General features: G+C 46.4%; 25 protein-coding genes and 3 pseudogenes. 22 read left to right on the top strand and 6 right to left on the bottom strand.

What is annotated here, in order from left to right; genetic code table 11:
• Nucleotides 1-111: 111 nt before the first annotated feature.
• Nucleotides 112-2304 carry a catalase gene (locus H3H32_RS08490; protein WP_182462272.1) on the bottom strand — a complete coding sequence of 731 codons (2193 nt, stop codon included), beginning with the start codon at nucleotides 2302-2304 and terminating at the stop codon, nucleotides 112-114.
• A 515-nt stretch (nucleotides 2305-2819) separates the two neighbouring features.
• Here H3H32_RS08490 and H3H32_RS08485 point away from each other — a divergent pair.
• The 6 genes from H3H32_RS08485 (at nucleotide 2820) to H3H32_RS08465 (ending at nucleotide 8154) form a co-directional block, all read left to right on the top strand.
• Nucleotides 2820-5060, top strand: coding sequence for a CocE/NonD family hydrolase (locus tag H3H32_RS08485; RefSeq protein ID WP_182462271.1), 2241 nt, complete (start codon nucleotides 2820-2822; stop codon nucleotides 5058-5060).
• A gap of 397 nt (nucleotides 5061-5457) precedes the next feature.
• Nucleotides 5458-6651: a transposase gene (locus tag H3H32_RS08480; protein ID WP_182462270.1), complete on the top strand. Its 1194-nt coding sequence runs from the start codon at nucleotides 5458-5460 to the stop codon at nucleotides 6649-6651.
• 157 nt (nucleotides 6652-6808) lie between these two features.
• Nucleotides 6809-7126, top strand: a complete 318-nt coding sequence (locus H3H32_RS08475; RefSeq protein ID WP_182462269.1) for a helix-turn-helix domain-containing protein — start codon at nucleotides 6809-6811, stop codon at nucleotides 7124-7126.
• A gap of 95 nt (nucleotides 7127-7221) precedes the next feature.
• On the top strand, nucleotides 7222-7647 hold the full coding sequence (locus H3H32_RS37110; protein WP_220472619.1) for a transposase: 426 nt from the start codon (nucleotides 7222-7224) through the stop codon (nucleotides 7645-7647).
• 4 nt (nucleotides 7648-7651) lie between these two features.
• On the top strand, nucleotides 7652-7792 hold the full coding sequence (locus tag H3H32_RS37105) for a hypothetical protein (protein ID WP_220472587.1): 141 nt from the start codon (nucleotides 7652-7654) through the stop codon (nucleotides 7790-7792).
• Nucleotides 7793-7992: 200 nt separating this feature from the next.
• Nucleotides 7993-8154 (top strand): hypothetical protein, encoded by a 162-nt coding sequence (locus H3H32_RS08465; RefSeq protein WP_182462268.1) that lies wholly within the window; start codon nucleotides 7993-7995, stop codon nucleotides 8152-8154.
• Between the two features lie 255 nt (nucleotides 8155-8409).
• On the opposite strand, the gene H3H32_RS08460 is transcribed toward H3H32_RS08465, so the two are convergent.
• The 3 genes from H3H32_RS08460 to H3H32_RS08450 all read right to left on the bottom strand — a co-directional run bounded on the left by H3H32_RS08460 (nucleotide 8410) and on the right by H3H32_RS08450 (nucleotide 9784).
• Entirely contained in the window at nucleotides 8410-8580 is a 171-nt protein-coding gene (locus H3H32_RS08460; protein ID WP_182462267.1) for an IS3 family transposase, read from the bottom strand.
• A 180-nt stretch (nucleotides 8581-8760) separates the two neighbouring features.
• Nucleotides 8761-8985, bottom strand: coding sequence for a transposase (locus tag H3H32_RS08455; protein ID WP_182462266.1), 225 nt, complete (start codon nucleotides 8983-8985; stop codon nucleotides 8761-8763).
• Between the two features lie 397 nt (nucleotides 8986-9382).
• A complete protein-coding gene (locus H3H32_RS08450; protein ID WP_182462265.1) occupies nucleotides 9383-9784 on the bottom strand; it encodes a hypothetical protein in 402 nt (133 codons plus the stop codon).
• A gap of 84 nt (nucleotides 9785-9868) precedes the next feature.
• Between H3H32_RS08450 and H3H32_RS08445 the strand changes: the two are divergent.
• From H3H32_RS08445 to H3H32_RS08435, 3 genes and pseudogenes are all read left to right on the top strand, one after another.
• Nucleotides 9869-10069: pseudogene (locus H3H32_RS08445) on the top strand (transposase); the annotation flags it as partial.
• Nucleotides 10070-10147: 78 nt separating this feature from the next.
• Nucleotides 10148-11152 carry an IS701 family transposase gene (locus H3H32_RS08440; RefSeq protein ID WP_182462186.1) on the top strand — a complete coding sequence of 335 codons (1005 nt, stop codon included), beginning with the start codon at nucleotides 10148-10150 and terminating at the stop codon, nucleotides 11150-11152.
• A gap of 144 nt (nucleotides 11153-11296) precedes the next feature.
• Entirely contained in the window at nucleotides 11297-12079 is a 783-nt protein-coding gene (locus tag H3H32_RS08435) for a transposase (protein WP_240543715.1), read from the top strand.
• A gap of 226 nt (nucleotides 12080-12305) precedes the next feature.
• Here H3H32_RS08435 and H3H32_RS37390 read toward each other — a convergent pair.
• Nucleotides 12306-12419: pseudogene (locus H3H32_RS37390) on the bottom strand (IS3 family transposase); the annotation flags it as partial.
• Between the two features lie 236 nt (nucleotides 12420-12655).
• Here H3H32_RS37390 and H3H32_RS37385 point away from each other — a divergent pair.
• From H3H32_RS37385 to H3H32_RS37375, 3 genes are read left to right on the top strand one after another with little or no spacing between them, the layout of a single operon-like run.
• Nucleotides 12656-12823: a hypothetical protein gene (locus H3H32_RS37385; protein ID WP_240543714.1), complete on the top strand. Its 168-nt coding sequence runs from the start codon at nucleotides 12656-12658 to the stop codon at nucleotides 12821-12823.
• Between the two features lie 28 nt (nucleotides 12824-12851).
• Complete coding sequence (locus H3H32_RS37380) at nucleotides 12852-13304, top strand: IS110 family transposase (RefSeq protein ID WP_240543713.1); 453 nt, start codon at nucleotides 12852-12854, stop codon at nucleotides 13302-13304.
• A gap of 34 nt (nucleotides 13305-13338) precedes the next feature.
• Nucleotides 13339-13695, top strand: coding sequence for a transposase (locus H3H32_RS37375; RefSeq protein WP_240543712.1), 357 nt, complete (start codon nucleotides 13339-13341; stop codon nucleotides 13693-13695).
• On the opposite strand, the gene H3H32_RS08425 is transcribed toward H3H32_RS37375, so the two are convergent.
• The gene (locus H3H32_RS08425; RefSeq protein ID WP_240543869.1) at nucleotides 13609-13935 is read right to left on the bottom strand and encodes a hypothetical protein; all 327 of its coding nucleotides are present in this window, start codon (nucleotides 13933-13935) and stop codon (nucleotides 13609-13611) included. The two genes, H3H32_RS37375 and H3H32_RS08425, sit on opposite strands and share 87 nt — an antisense overlap.
• Nucleotides 13936-14070: 135 nt before the next feature.
• On the opposite strand from H3H32_RS08425, the gene H3H32_RS08420 reads away from it, so the two are divergent.
• The 10 genes and pseudogenes from H3H32_RS08420 (at nucleotide 14071) to H3H32_RS38175 (ending at nucleotide 25881) form a co-directional block, all read left to right on the top strand.
• Complete coding sequence (locus tag H3H32_RS08420; RefSeq protein ID WP_182462263.1) at nucleotides 14071-14235, top strand: hypothetical protein; 165 nt, start codon at nucleotides 14071-14073, stop codon at nucleotides 14233-14235.
• Between the two features lie 83 nt (nucleotides 14236-14318).
• A pseudogene (locus tag H3H32_RS38180) lies at nucleotides 14319-14481 on the top strand (integrase core domain-containing protein); the annotation flags it as partial.
• Between the two features lie 552 nt (nucleotides 14482-15033).
• The gene (locus H3H32_RS08410; RefSeq protein WP_182462261.1) at nucleotides 15034-15894 is read left to right on the top strand and encodes a M12 family metallopeptidase; all 861 of its coding nucleotides are present in this window, start codon (nucleotides 15034-15036) and stop codon (nucleotides 15892-15894) included.
• Between the two features lie 418 nt (nucleotides 15895-16312).
• Nucleotides 16313-17056 carry a response regulator transcription factor gene (locus H3H32_RS08405; RefSeq protein ID WP_182462260.1) on the top strand — a complete coding sequence of 248 codons (744 nt, stop codon included), beginning with the start codon at nucleotides 16313-16315 and terminating at the stop codon, nucleotides 17054-17056.
• A gap of 134 nt (nucleotides 17057-17190) precedes the next feature.
• Nucleotides 17191-17442 (top strand): hypothetical protein, encoded by a 252-nt coding sequence (locus H3H32_RS08400; protein WP_182462259.1) that lies wholly within the window; start codon nucleotides 17191-17193, stop codon nucleotides 17440-17442.
• Nucleotides 17402-20941 carry a sensor histidine kinase gene (locus H3H32_RS08395; RefSeq protein ID WP_182462258.1) on the top strand — a complete coding sequence of 1180 codons (3540 nt, stop codon included), beginning with the start codon at nucleotides 17402-17404 and terminating at the stop codon, nucleotides 20939-20941. Before H3H32_RS08400 ends, H3H32_RS08395 begins: the two co-directional genes overlap by 41 nt.
• A 46-nt stretch (nucleotides 20942-20987) precedes the next feature.
• Nucleotides 20988-21353, top strand: coding sequence for a response regulator transcription factor (locus H3H32_RS08390; RefSeq protein ID WP_240543711.1), 366 nt, complete (start codon nucleotides 20988-20990; stop codon nucleotides 21351-21353).
• Between the two features lie 154 nt (nucleotides 21354-21507).
• Nucleotides 21508-24915, top strand: coding sequence for a PAS domain S-box protein (locus H3H32_RS08385; RefSeq protein ID WP_182462257.1), 3408 nt, complete (start codon nucleotides 21508-21510; stop codon nucleotides 24913-24915).
• A gap of 205 nt (nucleotides 24916-25120) precedes the next feature.
• Entirely contained in the window at nucleotides 25121-25477 is a 357-nt protein-coding gene (locus tag H3H32_RS08380; RefSeq protein ID WP_182462256.1) for a helix-turn-helix domain-containing protein, read from the top strand.
• Nucleotides 25478-25539: 62 nt separating this feature from the next.
• Nucleotides 25540-25881: an IS30 family transposase gene (locus tag H3H32_RS38175; RefSeq protein WP_182464284.1), complete on the top strand. Its 342-nt coding sequence runs from the start codon at nucleotides 25540-25542 to the stop codon at nucleotides 25879-25881.
• Nucleotides 25882-26264: the final 383 nt, after the last annotated feature.

Here is a 26264-nt window from a genome sequence, read left to right as displayed (position 1 = left end):
TTGTTTGATTTGATCCTAAATATCCGTACCCGAAGTTTATTAAGTTTCAGATACGGATATTTAGGACCGTATCAGGAGCGCCAATTATCACGAATAGGCGCTAAACTGACCTTACGCGGCTACCGTTTCTACCAGTGATCGCTGCCAGTACCGCTTCCCAACGGCCTTCACAAACTGCTCAATCGTGGCCTGCGCATTCTGGCCGGTTTGGGTCAGTACACCCGCGTTTGCGTCGATGGCTCCCTCGGGCAGGGAATTCTTCAACAGGGCAACGCTTTCGCCTATGGCTGCTACCGGCTTGCCGTGTTTGTAGGCTTGAGCCAGAAAAACGTGGGCATCCCCTTGGCGGGCCAGTTCGCTCATGCCCGAACCACCGGGGGCATAAACAGCGTCGTAAAGCACCGAACTGGTGTTGGCATAGGTCTTTTGGGCTGCCAGTTTGCCGCCTTTTCCGTCGATATCACCCAGGTGCGGACCAACCAGTTCGCCCTGTGCCCCGGCCTGACTAAGTGCCTCTTTGAGCGCGTTGACCTGTTGGCTGTCGACGCCATCGGTCACCAGAATCGCCACTTTCCGACCTTTAGCGCTGGTAGGCTGATGAGCCATACTTAGGGCGTCTGACCGCTGTACGCCCCCCGATGCCGTTGTTTCTGAGGTCGCATCGGCCAGCCCCTGCGCGCCCACGACCGAGTCCGCGGTACCGCGCGGTTTGGCCGAAACTTGCCCATTGCTGGTCGGTTCGCCCAGAGCTGCCGCCACCTGTCCGGCTAGCACCTCGTTAATTTTGTGCAGGTGTTCCAACATTCGCTGCCGAACCGCCCGGGTTTCAACCATACTCAGCTCAAACTGAAGAGCTTTGACGATGTGCTCCTTCTCGGGACCGCTCATGCTGTTCCAGAACAGTTTGGCCTGCCCGTAGTGGTCACCGAACGATTCGCTACGGGCGCGTACTTTGGGGCCGTTCACCGCGGCCGGGTAGCTGACGAACCCACCCCCGGCCGGCGTGGCTTCATCGGGCGAATGACCGTCGAGCGAAGCCGGTGCATACGAAACCCGGCCCTTGTCGATGGTGTGGCGCATCTGGGCATCACGCTGGTTGTTGGAGACTGGACACCGGGGGCGGTTGATGGGTAACTCCGTGAAGTTCGGGCTGCCGAGTCGACTCAACTGCGTGTCGAGGTAGGAGAAGTTACGACCCTGCAACAGTGGGTCGTTACTGAAATCGATCCCCGGCACTAGGTTAGTGGTGTTAAAGGCTACTTGCTCGGTTTCGGCGAAGTAGTTGTCCGGGTTGCGGTTGAGTGTCATTTTGCCAATCCGCCGAACCGGTAGCAATTCTTCGGGCCAGATTTTGGTGGCGTCCAGAATATCGAAATCGTATTTCTGCTCTTCGTCTTCGGTCAGGGTCTGAATGCCCAATTCCCACTCCAGGAAATTCCCCGCTTTGATCGAGTCCCACATCTCGCGCCGGTGGAAATCCGCATCCTTACCGGCAATATGCTGGGCTTCGTCCCAGACTAACGAGTGAACGCCCAGCACTGGTTTCCAGTGGAACTTAACGAACGTCGATTTACCCTGGGCATTAATAAGCCGGAAGGTATGCACCCCGAAGCCTTCCATCATGCCGAAACTGCGGGGAAGTGAGCGGTCACTCATAATCCACATGATCATGTGCATTGATTCGGGAGTGAGTGAAATAAAATCCCAGAACGTATCGTGGGCCGTGGCCGCCTGGGGAATTTCGCGGTCGGGTTCGGGCTTGGCCGCGTGGATCAGGTCGGGAAACTTAATGGCATCCTGAATGAAAAATACCGGGATGTTGTTGCCGACGATGTCCCAGTTTCCTTCCGGGGTGTACATCTTCACGGCAAAGCCGCGCACATCGCGGGCCGTATCGGCCGACCCCCGCGAGCCGGCAACCGTCGAGAAGCGCACGAAGACAGGCGTCTGCGCCGAGGTATCGGTAAGCACCGTTGCCGTCGTCAGGTCACTGAGCGATTCATAGAGTTCGAAATAGCCATGGGCGGCCGCCCCTCGGGCGTGGACGATGCGTTCAGGAATTCGCTCATGGTCGAAATGCTGCAATTTTTCGCGCAGAATGTAATCTTCGAGCAGGGTGGGTCCCCGTTCACCCGCCCGCAGCGAATTCTGGTCGTCGGCAACAGGCTGACCGACGTTGGTGGTCAGCGGACTGCGATTATCAGTCATCATCGGGTGCTCGGCTGGAATTTTGTTGGCCAAGCTTTGGCCATTTTGGCCTTCTGACGGAATAGTTGGTCCTGGCTTGTGATTGTCTTGCTGCATGTTTTGTTGAAAAAATAAACGGATCAGAATTGCTTTCTCCTTACGAACGCAGAATTACCCAAGCTGTTTATTAAGGTGGTGTCAGATCCAGAAAATTTAAGGGAATGGAGGCTATGACTTGGGCTGCGGTGGCCGATAGGGGTCGGCTTGCCGGGGATATTGTGACCACTGACAGCCACTAAATTTCAGAGGACGGATAAAAATGAATATTCTCCGGAAACGCTCTCATATGAGACGAAGGACTAACTATAATTCGGGCGTTTTATAGGACGTTCTATTAGGATCTGGACGATTTTAGGTTCTCGCTTACTTAAGCGACCTGCGGCTAGGCCGCCCATTGTCCGGGGCGCGCGGTTAGCGCAACTTAGGCTGTAACCTTTCGTCGAAGTGGGAGTTCCCACTCGAAATCGCTACACCCTTTAGGCCAGTAACTGCCTGCTGGTAGTTAGCGAGCGTTAGGAGATTTATCGACGTGCAAACTAGTTGCTAATCCGGAACAGCCAAACCAACTACCTATGAGTCAAATCTTTGTTAAGCTTCTTGTCATCAGCCTCCTCTTGGGGCCACATCATCTAAACGCGCAAGTGGCGTATAAAGTCCAGGATCATTATACTAAAACCGAGACCTACATTACCATGCGCGATGGTGTCAAACTGTTTACGGCTATCTATACCCCTAAACTAGCCACAACCACCCTCCCCTATCCAATCCTGTTGCAACGAACCTGCTATGGCATTGCCCCTTACGGTAACGATAGTTATCCCAACAGCTTAGGCCCATCGATGACGATGATGCAGGAGGGCTATATCATGGTGTATCAGGACGTGCGGGGCCGATACAAAAGTGAAGGGCAGTTTACCAACATGACACCCGTAACGATTTACAAAAGTAATACAGACGTGGACGAAAGCTCCGATACCTTTGACACCATTGACTGGTTGGTCAAGCACGTACCCAATAATAATGGCAATGTGGGTCAGTGGGGGATGTCTTACCCGGGGTTTTACGCAGCTGCCGGTCTGCTGAGTAACCATTCCGCCCTGAAAGCATCCAGCCCGCAGGCACCCGTTTCAGACTTCTTTTTTGATGACTTTCATCATAATGGGGCCTTTTTGCAGAGTTATTTTTTATTATTTCCCTGGTTTGGCGTTCCAAAGAAAGACACGACCACCTTTGATTGGTACGATAGCCCGCCGGTTAATACAGCCAAAGTTGTCCGGGATGGCTACCAAATTTACCTGGATCAAGGCCCGCTGACGTTTGCTGACACCTACTATAAAGATAACGTCTTTTGGCAGGAAACGGTGAATCATCCCAATTATGACGACTACTGGCGAAAAAGAGCTTTACTCCAGCACTATCAGCCCAATCTAAAAACAGCTGTTATGACCGTTGGGGGCTGGTTTGATGCCGAAGACCTGTCGGGGCCACTGAATCTTTACAAGACCATTGAGAAGAAGAGCCCCGGCACCTACAACACGCTAGTCATGGGGCCGTTTGGTCATGGTGGATGGGCCTATGAGACCGGCCATACCCTGCACTCTAACCTCTATTTCGGCGATAGCCTGGCGAGCTTCTATATGAATGAGATTGAAGCCAAATTCTTTCGTCATTTTTTGAAGGGCGTTGGTAACAGCACTGGTTTACCGGAAGCGTATATGTTTGATACGGGCCTGAAAAAATGGAATCAGTTTGATAAATGGCCCGCTGCTCGTATTCATAAGCAAAAGCTTTACCTAAATGCAGCGGGCACATTAGATCGGCAACCACCTAAAAAGATTGCGTCCGTATCTTACCCCAGCGATCCCATGAAGCCAGTTCCCCACACCGAGGATTTGACATCGACGATGAACTTTACGCCTTACAATTACATGAGCGAAGACCAGCGCTTTGCTGGCCGTCGGCCCGACGTTCTTGTGTTTCAAACCGGTGCTTTGTCTCAGGATGTGACCCTGGGAGGGGAAATTAAAGCTTATCTTAACGTAGCTAGTACAGGTACAGATGCTGATTTCTTTGTCAAACTGATTGATGTCTATCCCCTGGACGAACCCAATCATGCCTTCATGCCCAATAAAAACGTCACCTTGAGTAATTACTGGCAGATGGTTCGCTCGGAAATGATGCCCGCCCGGTTTCGCAACAGCTTTGAAAAGCCTCAGCCACTGCGCGCTAGTCAGAAAACGGCCGTCCATTTTCCGTTGCAGGATGTGCTCCATACCTTTAAAAAAGGGCATCGGATCATGATCCAGGTCCAAAGTACAGCCTTCCCTTTATTCGCGCGTAACCCCCAGACATTCGTGCGCAACCCCTATAAAGCGAAGTCCTCCGATTATGCGAAGGCCACCCAAACTGTTTTCAACGACAGTTTTATTGAGGTGGATTTGCTAGAAGGGGCTATTACTGAAGATGCCCAGCCATCTGTCTGGAATTTTGAGGACTACCGACCAAGAGTGATTGGCATGGCTCCATTCGAAAACGGAGCTCAATCGGTTAGCACGAGCACATCGGTGGTTACCCTTCGCTTCTCCCAAAAGATGGATACCCGATATTATAGTTTTGGCAAAGGTCCTTTGGGCATAGAAAGCATGGCGAGGGTGAAACGGTTACTAGGCTTTTCGGAGGATGCAAAATCGTTCTCCTTTGAACTTGAGGTGAAGCCGAATCTGCGTTGCCAGTTAGTGATCGGTTCAAGTTTTCGCAATGAGAATGGCGATCGACTCAAGCCTTACCTGATTGATTTTAAGACCAAAGACTAGAGGTTATTAGTCAGTACAGCCGTTCTGAACAGCTCTGTTGGGATTTATACGTTCCGGGTAGTGTATATCGCTAAAATGATTAAAAAAATTTAGGGCGTACAGGCGAGAGAAAAGATAAAATCTCTGTTGAGTATTCTCTCACAAAACCCTCATTTTTCTTACGAACAAATAAACTGGTAGATCAATCTATATGTATCAGATCCGCCATTTCGCCCGCATTGACGCCCTCCGTTTGCCACCAAAAGCCTTCTACTCTGCGACTTAACCCCTACTCCTGGGATGGTCCCGTTTAGCCGGACACTTTATTTATTAATACTGTGAGCAGTTTTAGGGCTTGATTTGGTCAAATGCAAAAAGGGTCGTAAGCTTGAAATCCCCATTTCATATCCTACGACCCATGAGCATCGAAGCGATTCTCAAGCCAATATTGGCTAAACTTTTCAACGTGAACAAGCATCAGCGCACTTTTCTATCCGAACTCTTTTCTGTCTTATTAGGCAGACAGGGACGTGCTACGTTTGAAAACGTGGCCCGCTACTCCCGATTTACTGAACTTACTTTTCGCCGACACTTTGCCACTTGCTTCGATTGGCTGGCCTTTAACAAGGCCTGTATCGATTTCACCCAAGGCCCTTTTATTGGGGTCGTTGATTGTATTTTCATCGCCCAAAGCGGCACCAAAACCTTTGGACTCGACAAATTTTGGTCCTCCTGTGCGGGCAAAGCCCAACTTGGTTTGGAAGTTAGTTTGTTAGCTTGTGTCAACACCCTGACCAAACAATGTTTCGCCCTCGAAGCCAGCCAGACACCACCTGACATCACCCAACAGGATGACAAACCTTACTCCCGGCTGAGCTGGTATCTGGAACAACTCGCCGATTGTCTGCCTCAGCTGCCCGCTCTTTTACACTGGGTAGCTGACGGCTACTACGCTAAAAAAGAAATCTTTACGCTCTTTGTTGGTCATCGTCGCCACCTCATCACCCGGCTGCGCCATGATGCGGCCCTGTATCATTTATGGACTAAAGGCCGCCAGCCTGGTCAGCGTGGCCCGACCCGTCGCTATGATGGCAAAGCTGTCTTTGATAACCTGAGCCGCTGGCAAGCTGAAGGGACTCATCCCATTCATGGTCACATCGAACTTTACAGTGCTTTGCTCTACTCGAAGCATTTCGAGCGTAGGCTGCGCGTGGTATTGTTAGTAGATACTCACCATCAAAAATATGTCTTACTGGCTTCAACCGACGAGCAACAATCGGCCAGCCAGATCGCTTACTATTATCACCTGCGTTTTCAAATTGAGTTGTTTTTCCGGGATGCCAAACAATTTACGGGTTTGAGCCAGTGTCAGGCACGCAGTGATGAGAAGCTGGACTACCACTTGAACGCGACACTTAGCATGGTGAATGTTGCTCGTTTGTTGTTGGCGGCTGATGCTTCATTACTTAAGTCAATGAACGCTTTGGTTCGACGGGAAACCAACCGTCGGGTGTGGAGACTGATATATAGCCAACTTAGTTCTGATGGCTCAGTTGATGTAAATCGGCTGGATAGCCTGAATTGTCAATTTTGGCAACGCAGGGCTGCTTAAAGCTAATTATAAACTGTTCACAGTATTAATTATGAGAGTTTAATAGAGAAACTGTTTGATAATAAGTAGTCTATAAGAAATAGTTTGCATTATTTTTTAACTTGCCCTCATGGGATGAGTAAACACGCCGATCCTGAGCGAGGAACAACGAATCGCTTTGGAATATGAACTAAAAACCAATGATAACCATAGCTTTCGAGCGCGCTGCCAGGCCATTCTGCTCAAAGCGGCCGGCCGCTCTTCAACAGATGTAGGCCAGCTTGTGGGCATGTGCCATGTCAGTGTCAATAGCTGGCTGAAACGATTCAAAACCAGTGGGTTAGACGGACTCAAGACTAAGTCCGGACGAGGTCGAAAGCCCATATTGACCAAGCAAACCGATACAGATGCTGTACTAGCAGCCGTCAAAGCCAATCGCCAACGAATCCAACTAGCCAAAGCTGACTGGGAAACAAGTCGTTCGGCTGGTAGCTAGCCCGTCAGTGAGAGTACGTTCAGGACTTTTTTAAAAAGCTTGATGGCCGATACAAACGCATTCGTCGACGAGTAAAAGGCCAACCAGACCCAGCAGTGTATGCTTACAAAAAAGAGCAACTCGCGGAACTGGAAGGCCTTGCCCAGCAGGGGCTCATTGAGTTGTTCTATGGCGACGAATCGCAGGTGTGTAGTGCGGGCTATGTGCCCTATGGTTGGCAATTTCCCGGCGAAGAGGTCTGTATTCGGGTTGAGAAGGGCTTTAAACTGAACTGTTGGGGCTTGATTAGCCGGCAAAACAAGTTGCATTGGGCCACCACCAATCAACGAATTACAGCCGCCTTTGTGGGTCAACAACTGGATAGCTTGTCGTTGTCGATTCATAGACTGACGGTGGTAGTGTTAGACAATGCCAGGGTTCATCGAGCCGCATCCATTCAGCAGATGCGTCCCCTATGGGAGGCCCGTGGGCTATACTTGTTTTTTTTTGCCGACTTACTCTCCTCACTTAAACATCGCTGAAACCTTGTGGCGACACTTAAAAGGAGGCTGGTTGAAGCCGGAAGATTATGCAACCGCAGATGATTTAGGGTATGCTCTCAATCGCTGTCTGGCAAACGTGGGCAAAAAACTGATCATCAACTTTAACCAATTTAATCCAAACTAATTCTCAAGGACTACTTATTGGTTTTCAAAGTCAATCGGTGAACGATAGCCTAGCGATGAGTGCAACCTACAGACGTTATAGTACCCTTCAATATAGTTAAACAACCGCACAGGCGGCCCTGTCATTGCGGGCATCTTCTAAGCTGATAAAACAGCCATCCTCCAGCAACTCAGCTTTTAAGCGGCCCCAAAAGACTCGGCATGAGCCGGTCCGCCGGTGCGGTTTTGGTAGGGATTATCGGTTTCCGCCATGCTCTGCCTACAGTGCCATTTATCGAGCCGCTTTCGGAAATGATGACCGAAATACTGACCACGGCACCGGCCGCCCGGCTCGGTCCGAGTGGACGATCAAACCCGGCTTAGGTTGACGTTGCTGGAGGGCCTGGTCAAAGGCCTGCACAACTAGGCTTTCTTTCATGTGCTTGTCGACCCACCAACCGACGATCCGACGAGAAAATAACGGGGGCGCCCGTGCGCTCCATCCAACTGGCTAAATAAGCCCAGTGTCCATCAACTAAAGGCAAATACGTAATATCGCCGACCCAAGCCTGATTAGGGGCAGTAGGTTTACCAAACTCAAGTAAGCGGTTGGGGCAAGCAATTAAACCATGCCTGGAGTTAGTCGTTTTGGGTACGAATCGGATCGCCGAAGCGACTACGGGGCTGAATGGCCCGCCAGTCCTGCTCTTGCATCAAACGACGTACCCGATGTCGACCAACCTTTACGCCCTGTTCTTTCAGAGCTTCCAGCACGCGACGGCTGCCATAGCATCGGGAGTTTTCCCGCACGGGCGGCCCCGCAGAAAATCTTGTCGATTGCTGTGGTCATGGCTAGATCGCTATCTGACGGAGTGAACGTTGTTCCATTACGATATGAGTAATATGCAGTCTTACTGACATTCAGTACTTTACAGAGTAGTCGTACTGGAAAATTGGTTTCTTCAAACTGAATAAACTGGTACGTTAGCGTCAGGTTTGTCGGCTGAAAATGGCAACAGCTTTTTTTAGAATCTCGCGCTCCATCTCGCTTTGCCGCAGTTGCTTACGTAGGCTATCGACTTCTTGTTGAAGACTTTGATCAGTTTTCTTTTCCCCTTTGTCATTGGTCTTCCGCCAAGCGTGAATCAGGCTATCGCTAATACCCATCTTACGGGCTACGGCCATAATGGGTTCACCATTGGCAACTAGCCGCAATACATCAGCCCGCGCGGGTGGCCCCGTTAAACTCGGCGGTATACTTTCGTTTTGGTTGTTGGGATTGGTTCATGGTACACGAAGTTAAAAAAGTTTCGTGTCCGGATATTTAGGACCATATCAACCGGTCCAACCCGCCGTAACGAGACTGACTAGGTTTCACCTGGTTCAACTAGTGGTTTTTCTAGTCATTATCATACTGGCTATCTTTAAATTTAGTTAGCCTGCGCTAAAGACTACCATCACCCGCCCTCAATTAGCTTTTCTGGTTTCACTATTTGGCCTGCTTAATTTGTGAACAGGTAAGCGGATTAACAATCAGGAATGCACTGTCATCTCTTAAATATATACTCACAATGGCCCCCTTATGAAACACTAGTTCGTTCCTTGACCCGGTTTATTGAATCGTGCTAAAATTGTGATTAGCTAAGTTCAACAAATTAAGCGCCATCAGATAGGGTATGATGAAGGGGAAAGCTGGGATGGATACTAGGTACGTCACAATTGCTAATGGGCCAACCGAAAACGAGGGTAGCACACTCAGTAAAGAGCCGACTAGATTGAATACCACATAAAGACGACAAGCCGTTGCCTTCAACCAGCCAACTAATTGTAAGGCTAACCTGAAAGCAGCCGTAGCTAATACAAAAGAGCTACCTCCACGCCACTGATCCAAGTAAAAAGCGCGCATAGACAAGTACCAATCGGGCCTTTTGGCCACTGAAGCTGCCGAAAAGTTGGCGAAAGATTCAGCTAAAAAGCTACCCCAATAGGCCATGTTGGCCATAAATAAAGGCATGGCGATACCTGTCCTGAACCCTTGAAAGTGAGCCAGTGAAAAGTAGGGCAAAAAACTTAACTTTCACTGTAATCGAAAAGGGAAATGAAAGTAACACGATTCACCGAATCGCAGATTGTCGCGATTCTTAAGCAACAGGATAGCGGACAAACCGTCGCACAGATCACCCGTGAACATGGCAGTAGCGAGGCTACCTTCTACAATTGGAGAGCTAAATATGGCGGTATGCAGGTTTCGGAAGTCAAACGGCTGAAAGAATTGGAGGACGAAAACCGGCGGCTCAAAAACGGGGCCGCCCGAGCGGATGTACGCCGAGCTAAGTTAGGACTTACGCAAAAGTGGTAAATTGAAATAAAAAATAGCTTGAAGGTCACCGCACAACTTTACGGACAGTTTCTACTGAGTAGCCAGATCAACTATACGGCTACCTACTTGGCTGATCACCTGGAAGGGATCACCCATGACAATGTGCAGTACTTTCTCAAAGCTAGCCGAGTGGCACCTCGCCAGGTCTGGCAACATGTCCGCCACCAAATTCAACTGGATACCGATGGCTATATCCTCTTTGATGATACCGTGCTCAATAAAGAACATAGTCATAAAATTGAACTGGTTCGTCGGCAATACAGTGGAAATGCTCATGGAATCATCAAAGGCATCGGTGTGGTTAATTGTGTCTACTTCAATCCTAAAATTAATCAGTTCTGGCTCATTGACTACCGTATTTTTAATCCCGATGAGGATGGAAAAAGCAAGTTGGATCATGTGTTGGACATGCTTAACCAACTAGCACCCCGCCAGATCAGTTATCGAATCGTCTTAATGGACAGTTGGTATGCTGTGACCGACCTCTTCAAGTGGCTCATTACCAATGAAAAACTGTTTTACTGTCCTATCAAGAGCAACCGTAAGGTCGATGATTCAGGTGGCAAAGAACCGTATCAACCTGTCAGCTATCTGAGCTGGTCAGCTCAACAGGTGCAGCAGGGTAAGCTGGTTAAAGTACACAAGATGCCTCAAAACACCTATCTTAAACTGTTCCGCGTACTGGTGTCTACCCACCGGACGGACTATATCGTCACCAACGATTTAGCTCAAAATGAGACGAGTGCCGCTGAAGAAAAAAGTGGTATTCGTTGGACAATTGAGCAGTTTCATCGAGAAGATAAGCAGATCACGGGTCTGGAATGTTGTCAATGTCGATTAGCTCGTAGTCAACGCAATCACATTGGCTTAGCGGCTCTGACTTGGTTACGTTTTAAACAGTTGGCTTATCAGACTAAGAAAACGGTTTACCAACTCAAACAAGGCTTATTAGATGCTTACCTTCGTCAAGAGTTGGCGAATCCTTCAGTTGCCTTTGCGTAAGTCCTAGTAAGAAAGACCGAGCGGGACCTGAATCGGCCCATAGGGCGCAAACCTGGCCGGAGACGTTAGGGAAGCCCGCTCGGTTGTCTGTCTGGCAAGCTACCCAAATCTTGGTTTCTTACCGGCCCTCAAACCTAAAGGCCGGTGCGGTCCAAGAACGATAAAATCGACGCCCAGGGCTTGTCCCGCATGGGACTTGAACAGCAAGTGCCGATCTGGAAACCGCTCTCTAAAAACCTGTATGCGTTGCGCTTGTTGACTCGCCAACACCAACGCCTGCAAGAACTGCGAACCCAGTCCACCAATCAGCAGCATGCCCTGGAACATAGTACTTTTGACAGCAGCTTCATTGACAAACAGTTAACCAAGTTGGTGTCCATCTACGAGGCACAGCTAGTTGCTTTGGAAACGGCAATCAAAGAGCTTATTGAGCAAGATCCAATACTAAAGCCCCGTATGGAACGACTGGTAGCCATTAAAGGTCTTGCTCTGTTGTTAGTAGCAGTACTGGTGGCCGAAACCAATGGCTTCGAGGGCTTTACCAACCAACGGCACTTGGTTAGTTATGCCGGCTACGACGTCGTGGAAAACCAATCGGGTAACCACTCGGGTAAAACGCGTATCTCCAAGAAAGGCAATAGCCGTCTACGTCGTATCCTGCATATGCCTGCTTTTAATGCGATTCGGTTCAATGAACCCACTTGCAAAGCCCTTTATGAGCGGGTCTATGAACGAACTCATATCAAGATGAAAGCCTACGTGGCTGTTCAGAAACGATTGCTTTTGATGGCCTACGCCTTGTGGCGTCACGGGGTCGAATACGACTCTTTGTATTTAGCGAACCGAGCCAGCAAGGACAAAAAAATAGTCCCGACCGGCGGGACTACACAGGATCAAGTGGCCGAATCCGAGTTGTCCCACTTGTAGTCCAAAGATATAAAAAAATCCTACCCCAAAACTTGACTTTCACGACAGTACCAGCCGTTCGATCCAACATAACTCAATCGTCTGATCTTTGCACCAATCTTGCAAAGCCTGACTAATAAATTCCGGTCGCAGTGGCGTACCACCCATTATCACTCCGAATCCGCTCCGGTTTACCGTATCGTTCCACTAGTTGATCCAATAATCGGATGACTCGGCGTGAAGGTCACGAGTAATCCACCTCGATACCCAAAGCTTTCCGATTGTAGTCGTCGACCACATTCAACGTCCGAAACTTACGTCCACCCGTTAAGCTGTCGGACGTAAAATCCAACGACCGCACCGGCCTTTAGGTTTGAGGGCCGGTAAGAAACCAAGATTTGGGTAGCTTGCCAGACAGACAACCGAGCGGGCTTCCCTAACGTCTCCGGCCAGGTTTGCGCCCTATGGGCCGATTCAGGTCCCGCTCGGTCTTTCTTACTTAACCTCGAATAGAAATTCGGGATAGCAGTCCCATTAGCAAGGTAGCGAGTGATGAGTAAGTAGTCTGATTGTCTAACCCTAAAATTAAGTACTCTAATGGACATTCGCCACTTCATTGGGATTGATGTTTCGAAGAACACGCTGGATTGGGCTGTTTACGCTAATAAAGGTATCGTCTGGCAGACCCAATCTGAAAACTCACCAACGGCTATCCGAGCAGTGATCAAACAACCGCTTCGGCGGTCCGATCCAGGCACTCCCTGACTTTGATCGCTCAAATTGCGTCGTTTGCATGGAGCACACGGGTCTTTACAATGCACACGCCTTGGACGTATTGTTTCAGGCTCAGTTACCGATCTGGCTAGAAGCTTCCCTCCATATTAAACAAGCTGGCGGGCTGCAACGAGGCAAGTCAGATAGTGTTGATGCTCAGCGGATTGCTGAGTACGCTTATCGCTTTCAAGACCGGACTCGGCTTTGGAAACCGGCTCGAGCCGTCATGAAAAAGCTGACTGAATTTACTCGACTTCGTCAGCGTCTGCAAGGTATGATTAGCCAGTTGAAAGTGCCTTTGGCCGAGCAAAAACGATTTGGTGACAAAGTCCTGACTACCCAACTAGGTCAGCATTGCAGTAGCTCACTGAAAGCACTGCTAAGTGATTTAAAAGGGGGCGAAAAGGCAATTAAACAGCTCATTACTGACGATCCTACCTTGAAAGCGCTCCGCTCCGGCGGCCCGGTTTGAGTTGGTTACGTCTATTCCTGGTGTTGGTCAAGTCGTGGCCACTGAATTAATCCTGGCCAGTGATGAGTTCAACGCTATTGATGACCCCAAAAAGCTGGCTTGCCATGCGGGCGTAGCTCCCTTCGAGCACTCCTCGGGCAGTAGTGTACGGGGTAAGACCCGGGTGAATCATCACGCTCGAAAATCGCTAAAAACCTTGCTTCATATGGCAGCCATGTCGGCTCTTCAAGTGCCCGGTGAATTACAGGAGTATTACCAGCGAAAAGTCAAAGAAGGTAAGAATAAGATGTTGGTTATCAACGCACTAAGAAATAAACTCATCCATCGGGTCTATGCGGTGGTCAAGCGGAGTAAAAAATATAACAAAAATCATACGCCAACCCTTGTTTGAACCATAGAAATCGGCCCGGTTATAGCCCAGGCTCTTCAGGTAGTATTTAGCCTTATTAGGCAGCAGGATACTAATGGGTTGATCTTGTTGATGCAGGTACCAGGCCACTGCTTCATGGTAGACGCCGGTGGATTCCATCAGGTAAGTTAGGGGCAACTCTAGCTTACGGTGGCGAGCCACCCAGTTCATCAATGCCGAGAAGCCTGCGGGCTTGTTAGCGACTTTGGTAGTAGCTTTCACCGTCACTCGACCCGTTGAGTCGATCACTGAAAGGCAGACTTGAAGCGAGTCTTTGCTGATCCGGGCCGCCGGTGCGGTCAAGTCCAACACAATAGCGCAGAAAAGAAGTCATAACAAAAGAGATAAAAGTAAAACATGTACCTGACTACTTTCCTGACTCTGGCACATCGATTGCAGATTACGGTTTTAAACCGCGTCTATGGGTACTGTCGGAGCTTTGGGAAAAGCGACAAGGGAGCCAGCACAACCAGCCTGTTCAAGATCACCGCAGGTGTCTCAGCGGCCGACCCGAGGTACTGACAACCCGTGTCAGGTCTTACTCAAAAATTGCACTTTTTCTGACAGAATAAACTCAAAACAAAGATATGAGCGGCCGACCGTCGGGTAAGCCCACGCAAAACGCATATATTGAGCGCTTCAATGCGGGGCCGCCCGTGCGGGACTTTCCGGCGGGAGGTTTTAAATGATTACGTTTTCACGTGTATCCGACAAGTACGGTGTGTGGTCAATGAGTGGCTAGTCAAGTATAATACCGAACGTCCTTATCGTCCTTATCAGGCCATGAAGTTTATGACGCCGGTTGAATATCGGCAGGCGGCTTAAATTCCAGTCAAAACTGGCTCACCAAACGGGGTAAGGACAAATAGAGTAGCCATTGAGGACGTAATCTTAATTTAAGCATCATTAATTTTACAAGGAGAACTGGTTTTGTAGCAGCTTTTTTTTAAAGTACTGGGCCGACCGCCGGGCGGTCATCCAAAAAAGTAGAATGCTATGGGCTTTGGCAGTCGTGGGGAGGATCGTTTTAGAAGCTCAAAAACTCTAAAATTAGCTACTGATTGGAAGAGTTGAACTGTCTCGTAACTTAATTCTAGAAACTTTCAAGAACAAGATCTTATCTCATTATCTAAAAGCCAACATTGCAGATAAATAATTTTAGGTCACTTCGTCGGGTAAAATGGTCAGTTCACGCATAGATCAGTTAACAGCAGTAGGCATTTAAGGCAGTGTATCTTAGGTTAGCCCATGTCAAACAGCACAACTTTTTGTTAGACTTTTTGACGTAGACCTATTTCATGGACTTTCTCTTACCTACCTATGAAGACTATTGCGATCTCCCCACTACTGTTTGCCTTTACCTGTAGTTTACTTAGTTGCACCCAAAATACAACGGAAAAAATATTGGAAATAACGCCAGTTGTAAAGGTAACACGGCCAGAAGAAGCATTCCCACTCCAGCAGGGGCCACTCAAGACAGGCATGTTGAACGGTGAGAAAATTACGTATTCCCTTATTAATGGACAGGCAGTTTTTCAAAGTGATATATTAGTAAGTCCAGATAGTATCAATGATTCAATGGACTTTCACACCCAAGCAATAAAAGGAACTGGACGCAAGAAGTTATACTCCCGCTGGCCCAATAAAACAGTTTATTATACCATCGATCCCGAACTCCCAAATAAGGCTCGGGTATATAATGCCATTGCACACTGGGAGGCTAATACATCTATCCGGTTCATGCTCCGTACGACTCAACGCGGTTATGTGCTGTTCCGCCTTGGGCCAGGTTGCTCCTCCAACATTGGTTATGCTGGAGGTCTGCAATACATAAACTTAGCGAACATTTGTTCTACTGGCAATACGATTCACGAAATTGGGCACACTGTTGGTCTATGGCATGAACATACTCGTACCGATCGTGACAACTATATTACAATCAATGCAGGAAACATTACTAATGGATACGAAACGGACTTCCAAACTTATGAGCAGAGAGGTATGGACGGGTTTAACTATGCCGGAGGATTGGATTTTGGCTCGATTATGCTATACGGCTCCTTTGACTTTTCAAGAAACGGTTTGCCCACTATTACGAAGAAAGACGGATCAACGTTTATAGGGCAGCGTCAGTCTCTGTCAGCGACAGACATTGCTACTGTTCAATCAATGTATCCTTGATTTAATGATTAGCATGTAACTTATTTGTCTACTGCTTTTATAAACGCTTTTAGATAAGTAATCTGACCATTAGGTTCTGTATATACAAAATGTTCTAATAATTAAATTAACGAACAACAAGGGCAATGAATTTATTTATATTATTACTTATTATTTTTCAATAATGAATTGTATAGATAAATTTGTCTCTTTATCCTAGTCTTACATAGAAACTAGGCGTCACTAAGTCAATCCAGGGGATTGTCTATTAGGTATTAGTTCGCCAAAATCTTTTCTTTTCACCATGTGCTATATGCTTCAATCATACTAGTATATAGTCAACTTTAGGTCCTCATACTCAACAATCTGTTTAATTGATGATAAGCACTCAGCAGCATTTTATTGCTGAGTGCATTGAGTTATTAGGTCTTATTCACACATGTTGAAGAAAATACTACTTATTGAAGACGTAGCGCAAATTCGGGAAAACGTAGCTGAACAATTGATCTTGAATGGGTATGATGTGCGAACGGCTGAAGATGGCGTAACTGGCCTGATTCAAGCCAAACAATGGCTTCCCAATCTGATTTTGTGCGACATAATGATGGGAAATATGAATGGTTATCAGGTTCTGGAAAATATTCGTGAAAATCCAGAAACTGCTCATATTCCATTTATTTTTTTAACAGCTAAAGCAGATATGGTGCATTTGCGAGAAGGTATGGAACTAGGCGCTGATGATTACGTGACGAAGCCTTTCCTATTACGTGATTTATTAAACGCCATTGAGAGCCGATTGAAAAGAAGCCAGGAACAGCAGGTTAATTCTAACTTGTCAAACACCTATTTAAAATCGATCCGTGGTAGAGACAGTAAAGGTTGTATGGTCCTTCGTACAGAAGAATGTATTTATTTCGGCACGCATAAAAGAGGGTATTTTGTTTACCATCCTCTCGGTAATTTTCAGATCGGTATGAGCCTGGATACGCTGATTGCTAAGCTTAATCCAGATCATTTTTTTCGGGTAAACCGACATGTCATATTGCATCGGAAAAGTATACAGAAATACGCTTATTGGGATAAAGGCAAGCACTGTCTAATGATTGACGTAGGTGGAAATCCCCAGGAAGTAATTTTACCGAAAGCGCGATACCGTTCCTTTAAAGACTGGTTAGCTAGATAAAGATTGGCCTTTGCGTTCCTACGATTTATCTTAATTTAAAAGCTAAATACGGCTTGTTAATGCTGGCAAAACAGCAATGAGTAGCTATGCATACAAGGAAATATTGGCATGAAAAGCATATATACGATTGACTAATGGAGAAATATGTAGAGCATTGGTTTAATACTTCTCCACAAGGGGTCGCTTTTTTAGAGCCTATCTGGAACCAGCAAAAAACCATCATTGACTTTCGCTATAAACTGGTTAATAAAGCATTTGCCCAAATTGTTCAGCAAACCCAGGAAGAGCTTATTGGCCAGATTGTTAAACCTGCGACCCAGCAGAATGATTTTTTTTTTACCGCTAGTGCAAACCATTCATACAGGCGAAACGCAGCGGATACTTAAGCGATATCAACGAAATAGCGAAAATATATGGCATGAAATTACGATAACCCGGATGGAAGATCAGGCCATAGTGACAATTCAGGACGTTAGCAAACAAAAGCAATCAGAATACGATCTGCAACGACGACTGTACATGGAATCGCTTATTTCAACCGTGGCAAATCGATTTGTAACACTTAAATCTGACGAAGCAAATAATTACATTGTTGAAGCCCTGGAGATAATAAGTGAATATGTAGATGCCGAACGTGCATCGGTATTTATGTACAGCGACGACTATCAGGAAGGGCGTTGTGTACATGAATGGTGTGCTCCAGGGCATCAATCCAGAAAGGACAAAATACAGACTAGACCACGCGAATGTTTTGACTGGATGCGACCGAAGCTGGAGAAGGGAGAGATGATTCGCTTACAGATCGATGAGCTTACAACAGAACAAGCCCAGGAGAAAACTTTTTTTGACTTTATCTCGGTGCGATCAATGATCGCCATCCCACTAATTCAGGATCGGAAAACACAGGGGTTTATCGGATTTTATACGATTAGTAAGCCGCCTGTCTGGGATCAAAATGACGTTTTGTTGTTAGGAACATTTAGTACGTTAATCGCTAACGTGCTGTTACGCTTGCAACAGGAAGCAGCTTTACAACGCGCAAATCATCGTCTAGAGGGCCTCCATGCCGTTGATCAGGCTTTACTCAAGTCCCGAATGGCTAAACAGCCTCCGCTGTCGATTGCTATGAAACATATGTATCGCCTGGTGCCCTGTAACCGAATTTCGGTATTTTACATTAATAGAGATTCAGGCCTAGCAGAAGCTAAATGCCGGGTTGTTGATGGAGAGTTAGATATTGCCCCCGCTATTACAGTCCCCGCACGTTATTTTGATGATCGGTTTCCACAAAACGAAGTGCCTGCAAAATTCATCTATTATCCTGATGTACAGTTAGACTCTACAGGTATACCTCCCCATTTGCTGACTAATCTAAACGGCTTTCGCTCGCAAGTTACCATTCCCTTATATAGCAAAAAAAAATGTATTGGAGCTTTCACGTTAATGTCAGCCATTCCCCATTTTTTCACTGAAGAGTATCTCCAAATCGCTCAGGAAATAGCCAGGCCACTGGCCATAGTTTTATATCAGCAACAATTAGATAAACAACTAAAACTGTATACAGAACAGCTGGAATGGCGGGTGGAAGAGCGAACGCGAGAGATCAGACGATTATCCACTTTGCACCAAGCAATTCTTAAGCATGCCGGTCAGGCGATTGTATCAACTGACGTTAATGGAGTGATTGAGACGGCTAACCAGGCTTGTGAGCATTTGTTAGGCTATCGACCTGACGAGTTGATTGGATGGCAGACCTACCTGGAAGTAGGGCAAGCCGATAATTCGGTGCCTGTTGTTGCCTATAGACCAGTTCAACAGGGAAATCGTCCAATCACTATTTTCACAGAAGCTTTAGCTTCCCAAGGTTATTTCTACTGCGAATGTATAACCATTACCAAATCAGGTGACCGAGTCCCAGTCTTGTTGGCTGCTAGTGCATTACAGGATGATGGCGGCACAGTTATAGGCTATATGGGCATTTCTACAGATATATCGGCCTTGAAAAAAGTGCAGGATAAACTTCAGCAAAAGAACCAGGCGCTGAATAGTTTTTTTGAAGGCGCGTTGGACATGCATTGCATTGCTGATAGTAAGGGGAATATATCGGCCGTCAATCGGGCTTTTCAGGCTACACTCGGTTATTCGGCAACCGAATTGATGAGTATCCCTTTTTTACAGTTAATCCACGCGGATGAGCAGAAGTTTGTTTATAAGAATCTGCTAGTGAACATTCTGGACCGACCTGTTCGCAATCAGATCAACCGAATGCGAAGAAAAGATGGTTCGTATCGGATCATTGAATGGAATGCGGTTGGCATTAATCAGGCCGTGTACGGCTCGGCACGTGACATCACGGAACGGCAGGAAACGGACATGCAGCTACGGAGCCTGAATCAGCGCCTACAAGTAGCTACCCAGGCGGCTGGTCAGGGCCTCTGGGAGAATGATTTAGTAACAGGGGCTTTATGTTGGGATGATCATTTATGGCAGATTTTTGGCGAGGAATATCGTCAGCCCGATTGGAGTTTTGAGAAGTTTCTAACCATTATTCATCCCGACGATCTGCCCAATTTTCTGAAGCGCTCTCATTTAGGGGTGCAAGAAAATAAGATTTCAAACGTAACCCGAATTTTCCGGCCAGATGGAAGTATTCGCTACATTGAGTCGAATGGTTTGATAACTCGGTATGAACAGGGGCGGCCCACACGAGCCATTGGTGTTGCCTGGGACGTAACCGAAAGAGAGCTTACCAAAGCTGCGGTGCAGGAAAGTGAGCAACGGTTTAGAGAAATCGCCGACAATGTAGATGAAGTCTTCTGGATTCATGCAACCGATCCCTTTCGACTACTTTATGTGAACCCGGCTTACGAGCGCATATGGCACCGGAGCTGCCAGAGCCTATACGACAATCCGCTTTCGTTTATCGAATCGATTTATGAGGAAGACAAACCTGTTGTTGCAAAAGCCAATAGCCAATATAGGTTAGGTGAAGAGGTAAACATTCAATTTCGGGGTGTCAGGCCAGATCATTCATTGTTCTGGGTATCGATCCGCACCTTTAGTATTCGCGACGAAACAGGAAAAACCATACGCCAGATTGGGCTTTCCAATGACATCACGAGCCAGAAAGAGACAGAACTGATTTTGCAACAATCCTTACAACAGGAACAGGAACTAAATCAACTCAAGTCACAGTTCGTGGCGACTGCTTCTCATGAGTTCCGAACACCTTTAGCTACTATGCAGTCGAGTGTTGATTTAATCAAACTTTACCTTGACAAGCCCATATCCAATGCGTACGTATCGATTCAAAAGCACCTGACTATCATTGAAAAAGAGATTGATCAATTCAATACGCTGCTTACCGACATATTGACAATAGGTAGAATCGAATCCCGAAAAGTAAATTTCTCTCCTAAACTGGTAGATGCCGTACTGATTTGTGAAGAGGTAATTAACACTCATTTTAGCCATCGAAATGATCACCGTGAAGTCGAATTTATTATAGAAGGCATGCCTCAAAACGTTTATTTGGACGATAAATTAATTAGTCATGTGCTGGTTAATTTATTGTCGAACGCTTTTAAATTTTCGAAAAGCAATCCTGTCTTACGTATAATTTTTAGGGAGCAAAGCCTTGTCTTCGAGGTGATCGACAAAGGAATTGGCATACCAAGCCAAGAACTCTCAGCCCTATTTCAGGCATTTTTTCGGGCTAGCAATACTAACGGTATCCCAGGCACAGGACTAGGCTTATTCATTGTCCGACAATTCGTTGAGTTACATGGTGGACATTTCGACATTCAGAGTGAAGAGAAAAAGGGGACCTTTTGTACCGTTTCTTTACCTGTTAAGTCAGCTAACCCAGTATTGATAAGCTACTAGTTGACGCTGAAGTCGTTGACAAACTATTCAAAAACGCAATGCATTCATGGCTACGCAAATTTTACTAATTGAAGATGACGTTCAGATGCGTGAGAATGTGGCAGAACTGCTGACGTTGCAGGGCTTCCAGGTGGAAACGGCGACCAACGGTCGGGAGGGAATCAGCCAGGCTTTAGTTCATTCCCCAGATTTGATTCTTTGTGATATAATGATGCCCGAAGTGAGCGGCTATCAGGTACTCGAAGTGGTCCGCTCAAATCGCCTGATATCGAAAGTTCCTTTTATATTTTTAACGGCCAAATCAGATCCGACTGATTTGCGTCGGGGTATGGAGTTAGGTGCTGACGATTATCTAACAAAGCCGTTTACGCTTCAAAATCTATTAAATACCATTGAAAGCCAACTGAAGTAAGAAGGCCTTCGAAAAGCTCATAAAAAAAACGATAGAGAATTTTCAGCATGTAATACCTAACACTGTACTTAGGTAAAGGAGTTTTTACTAACGGTTGACTACGCTTTTCTGAATATTCAATTTCGCGAACCTATTAGTTTCTAGTCTCATTTATATGGCTTATTCTAAGTTACTCACCCGTCAAATTTCCCGCTATTTAACCAGCGAATTTGATCAAGTGCCTGAAATGATCGAATTTCTGGAAGCAGTGGACCGATCCTATCTCGCTTTTGAACGGGATCGGGAACTGACCGAGCAAGCCTTTTCCATTAGCGAAAAAGAATATAGTGCATTACACACTACATTAAAACAGGAACTTGAAATCAAAAAACTCTCCGTTCAAAAGCTTGAAGAAGCGGTAAACGCAATCAGTGGGGTAAACCTACAAACCGAATCTAACGATTTATTATCGATCGCTCGCTTCCTTCATCAGCAAATTAACCAGCGAAAAAATGCCGAAAAAGTCTTTACATCGCTGATTACAAACATGGAGAATGGAATACTACTGGAAGATGAAAATCGAGCCGTTGTCTTTACCAATCAAGTTTTCTGCGAATTATTCAGTCTTCCCGTTTCACCGGAAGCCTTGCAGGGTGTTGACTGTACGCATGCCGCCGAAGCGTCAAAAGACTTATTTAACGAACCAGAACAGTTTGTTCGTCGCATTGATACAATTCTGTCGGAGAAAAAGCTGATTAAGGGAGAGATTCTGGAACTGGCGAATGGGAGTGTATACCAGAGAGATTACATTCCCTTATTCATCGACCATAATTACAAGGGTCATCTTTGGAGCTATACTGATATTACCCAACAGAAAAAGAGCCGGGATGCATTGGAGCAAAGCGAGTTAAAAAACCGGCTGATTATGAATGGGGCACTCGATGCCATAATTACTATAGATATAGAAGGAATAATCACGTTCTGGAACCCGCAAGCCGAAGAAATATTTGGGTGGACCAGCCAGGAAGCACTCGGTCAGAAATTATCGGATTTGATAATCCCAGCAGTGCACCAGGGTAGTCATATACAAGGATTGCGATCGTATACACAAACCAGGGAAGGACGGGTATTGGGGAAAACACTGGAATTGCCGGCACTTAACCGAGCAAAAAAAACCTTTCCAATTGAGTTATACATTATTCCTTTAAAACAGGGAGAAAATGAGTTCTTCTGTTCATTCATTCGGGACATATCCGAACGCAAAAAATATGAATCTGAACTCGAAAAATTATCTCTGGTAGCCAGCGCCAACAACAATGGCGTTATTTTCGTCGACCTCAGTGGTAAAATTTTTTGGGTAAATGAGGGCTTTCAAAAGCTTACTCAATACAATTTCAACCAAGTTTCAGGAAAGGTCCTCTTTGACATCTGCCAAGGCCAGTACACGGATGTCACCAGCCGGGTTACCATTGAAAAAGCGTTTAATAAAGGACAAAGTTTTACACTTGAGGGAATCTATTACAGGCAGGATAAAAGCTGGTTTTGGGCGCGCATCAGTGGCCAGCCCATTATCGATAAACAGCAGGCCATTACACAATATTTTTTTATCGTGGAAGATATTTCCCAGGAGAAAAGTGTGCAGCGTCAATTGAAAGAGTACGAAGAAAAGTTGCGGATGGCGCTGACTAACGTTGGCGATAATTATTGGGAACATGATTTTCGCTCTCAGAAAACCTATTTTTCTAATCCATCGAGTAAGGTACTGGGCTTTCCAATTGATGAGACAACGGATCTGGCCGGTTTATGGTGGCGTCAGGTTCATTCGGCCGACCGCTCTACGCTCGAAGAGAATGACAACCTGTATCGGGCTGGTTTACAAACCCACCATTCGCTTGAGTACCGAATGATCCATAAAGATGGATCGATCAGCTGGGTGCTTGATCGGGGGGTAGTTACTGAGCAGGATACGGCTGGAACCCCTCTAAAAATTATTGGCACCCACATTAATATTACCCATCAGAAAGAGCTAGAAATTGCACTCAAAGTGGCCAAAGAGGCCGCTGAGGAATCGACCCGTTCGAAAGAATTATTTCTGGCTAACATGAGCCATGAAATCAGAACACCCATGAACGCCATTATGGGTATGAGTAATCAACTTAAAAAAACCTCGTTAACTGAGCAACAACAATTCTATCTGAATACCATCCAGGCCGCTTCCGACAACTTGTTGGTCATTATTAATGACATCCTGGATCTATCCAAAATTGAAGCGGGAAAACTTACCATAGAACAGATTGGCTTCGAACCTCACCAACTAATAAAGAAAGTACTCCAAATCATGAGCCATCGGGCCGAAGAAAAGGGTTTGTTATTCACCAATTCATTACTCGATACCCAAATAGCGCCTGTTTTAATAGGTGATCCGCACCGGCTAACGCAAATATTACTTAACTTAATTTCGAATGCTATCAAGTTTACCGATAAGGGGAGGGTTGACATTCGATGTCAGGTTGTGGAGGAGGATGCCACCCAGCAAACGATTCAGGCAACCGTACAGGATACGGGAATAGGCATGGATGATGAGTTTGTCCGAACAATTTTTCAAACGTTCAGCCAAGAGGATACATCCATCTCCCGTCGATTTGGCGGCACAGGGCTGGGGATGAGCATCTGCAAAAATCTGGTTGACTTAATGGGTGGCAAGATTGAGGTAAAAAGTCAGAAACAGGTAGGAACCACTGTATCTTTCAGCATACCCTTCAACAAAGGAGAATCCAGCCATTTACCACAAAAACAGCCCGAACAGATTAATACGGATTTCCTTTCAGGGAGTAAGATTTTGGTGGTAGATGATAATGAAATGAATCGGTTACTCGCTTCTACCATCCTAAAGAATTATGGAGCGCTGATCGATGAGGCTCGGAATGGTTTGGAAGCTCTTGAAAAACTAAAAGCGCAACCGTATAATCTGGTTCTGATGGATGTTCACATGCCGATTATGGATGGCCTGGAAGCCACCAAACAGATTCGAGAAAAAATAAAAGCCCAATTGCCAATTATTGCCTTAACCGCCTTAGCTGTTTCTGGCGACCGGGAAAAGTTTATCAGGGCAGGCATGAATGATTATTTGTCTAAACCTTTTGATGAGTCAATTCTACTTGCCGTAGTGGCAAAATGGTTAGGGAAAGATAGTGTTTATCATAGCACTACTAGTGAAACAGAAATCCGGGATGGCCTATTTGATCTTTCTGGACTTCGATCAATTGCTCAGGGCGATGAGGAATTTGTTTGGGAAATGGTCAGCATGTTTATTGATCTGGTGCCAGCAGGCATTAAAGAAATGAAAACGGCTTATGAAGCAAACGACTTTAAAAAAGTTAGCCAAATCGCACATCGGCTACATCCTTCCGTGGCAACACTTAATATTAAGTCTCTAGCTGATGTATTGGTTGATATCGATAAAAACGCAGAAACTTACCAAGCTAACCAGCGACTGGAAGGATTAATTACAGGTCTTGACGAAGTGATTAAGGCGGTAGTCGATCAGTTAGTAACGAATGCTAGCACGAATAAATTAAGCTAGTTAATACCCGACTCGCTTGGTGTTAAGTTGAAGGTTTTCAAATACCTCTTGAATTCACATTTGGAATGCATATCACTTTTTCACCCTTTTTGTATCTTTCGGTAGCTGGCCCAAGCCTACTGGACCAACAAAAGTCAGCCGCTCAATAGATTCTCCCGTAGCTTTGGGATTCTCACCGCTCCGGCGGCCGGTCCCATCCAAAACTATGGTAAACTACAAACGGCTGACTCTCCAGCAAAGATACCTCATTCAGACCCTTAATCACCAACATAAAAACCAGCAAGACATCGCCCAACAGGTCGGGGTCAGTCAATCAACGATCTGGCGCGAGTTGGCCAAACATAACCAGCAGCATTCCAAACAAACCTACGAGGCTCAACAGGCCCAGCAACAATCAGCCACTGCAAAAAAACGCTTACCCTATAAACTCCAATGCTCATTGCTGACTACCGTACTAACCCGACTCATAGACCGTCTTTCACCGGAACAGATTTGCGGTGAGCTACAACGGATGGCTATACAAAAGGTGCTGCACCACGAGACTATCTACCGCTACCTCTAGCAACACCAAGGGAAACCTAATCAACAACCTGCTGGCCATGAGACACTTACTCAGTACTTGGTATCCGCCATCGTAAGCATTACAAGAAACGAGGTACGCCCGCCAAGCGGCAACTTATTCCTAACCGGGTCAGTATTGACCTCCGCCCGCCGATTGTAAATTCAAACACGGAAGTAGGTCACTGGGAAGCAGATACAGTCATTGGCAAGGGCCATCAGGGTGCGCTGTTAACTCTAGTCGAGCGGCTTACCACGTACGTACTGATTGTCAAATTAAACTCGAAAAATGCCCTTGCCCTGGCTAAGGCCGCTATAAAAGCCTTGCGCCGAAGCGGTTTGCCCGTCAAGACCGTCACCTTTGATAATGCGGGGCCGCCCATGCGGCTTGGAGTTGGCGCGTCATGAGTTGATAGCTAGCGAACTTCAAGCAGCCACATTTTTTGCCCACCCCTATCATAGTTGGGAACGTGGGCTCAACGAGAACATGAATGGGCTAATTAGTCAGTACATTCCTAAAGCCTGTCCCATTAATATTGTTCGTCCCACGGAAGTATCTTGAATACAAGATCAACTTAACTAACGGCCCCGTAAAACTTTGGGTTATCTAAGCCCGGCTGAATTCGCTCAGAAGGAGCTTTATGCACTGCAAATGTGAATCCGCGAAGCTGTTCCCAAAGAAAAAATTAATATAGAAAAGATCAATAAAAACCGCTTATTAATAGGTTTTGGCTCTCTACAAGATTATTTAACTTCAATGACTAATACTAAATTAGAATCTTTATGTCGTA

Source organism: Spirosoma foliorum, assembly GCF_014117325.1.
GTDB classification, from domain to species: Bacteria; Bacteroidota; Bacteroidia; order Cytophagales; family Spirosomataceae; genus Spirosoma; species Spirosoma foliorum.
This window is presented reverse-complemented; position numbering and strand designations above follow the sequence as displayed.

What these genes read in the sequence shown, in the direction of transcription:
- H3H32_RS37385 (WP_240543714.1), top strand. Translation starts at nt 12,656, where the DNA reads ATGGACATTCGCCACTTCATTGGGATTGATGTTTCGAAGAACACGCTG.
- H3H32_RS08420 (WP_182462263.1), top strand. Translation starts at nt 14,071, where the DNA reads ATGTACCTGACTACTTTCCTGACTCTGGCACATCGATTGCAGATTACG.
- H3H32_RS08490 (WP_182462272.1), bottom strand. Translation starts at nt 2,304, where the DNA reads ATGCAGCAAGACAATCACAAGCCAGGACCAACTATTCCGTCAGAAGGC.
- H3H32_RS08400 (WP_182462259.1), top strand. Translation starts at nt 17,191, where the DNA reads ATGGAGAAATATGTAGAGCATTGGTTTAATACTTCTCCACAAGGGGTC.
- H3H32_RS37380 (WP_240543713.1), top strand. Translation starts at nt 12,852, where the DNA reads ATGGAGCACACGGGTCTTTACAATGCACACGCCTTGGACGTATTGTTT.
- H3H32_RS08485 (WP_182462271.1), top strand. Translation starts at nt 2,820, where the DNA reads ATGAGTCAAATCTTTGTTAAGCTTCTTGTCATCAGCCTCCTCTTGGGG.
- H3H32_RS08450 (WP_182462265.1), bottom strand. Translation starts at nt 9,784, where the DNA reads ATGCCTTTATTTATGGCCAACATGGCCTATTGGGGTAGCTTTTTAGCT.
- H3H32_RS08390 (WP_240543711.1), top strand. Translation starts at nt 20,988, where the DNA reads ATGGCTACGCAAATTTTACTAATTGAAGATGACGTTCAGATGCGTGAG.
- H3H32_RS08405 (WP_182462260.1), top strand. Translation starts at nt 16,313, where the DNA reads ATGTTGAAGAAAATACTACTTATTGAAGACGTAGCGCAAATTCGGGAA.
- H3H32_RS08465 (WP_182462268.1), top strand. Translation starts at nt 7,993, where the DNA reads ATGAGCCGGTCCGCCGGTGCGGTTTTGGTAGGGATTATCGGTTTCCGC.
- H3H32_RS08480 (WP_182462270.1), top strand. Translation starts at nt 5,458, where the DNA reads ATGAGCATCGAAGCGATTCTCAAGCCAATATTGGCTAAACTTTTCAAC.
- H3H32_RS08410 (WP_182462261.1), top strand. Translation starts at nt 15,034, where the DNA reads ATGAAGACTATTGCGATCTCCCCACTACTGTTTGCCTTTACCTGTAGT.
- H3H32_RS08380 (WP_182462256.1), top strand. Translation starts at nt 25,121, where the DNA reads ATGGTAAACTACAAACGGCTGACTCTCCAGCAAAGATACCTCATTCAG.
- H3H32_RS08385 (WP_182462257.1), top strand. Translation starts at nt 21,508, where the DNA reads ATGGCTTATTCTAAGTTACTCACCCGTCAAATTTCCCGCTATTTAACC.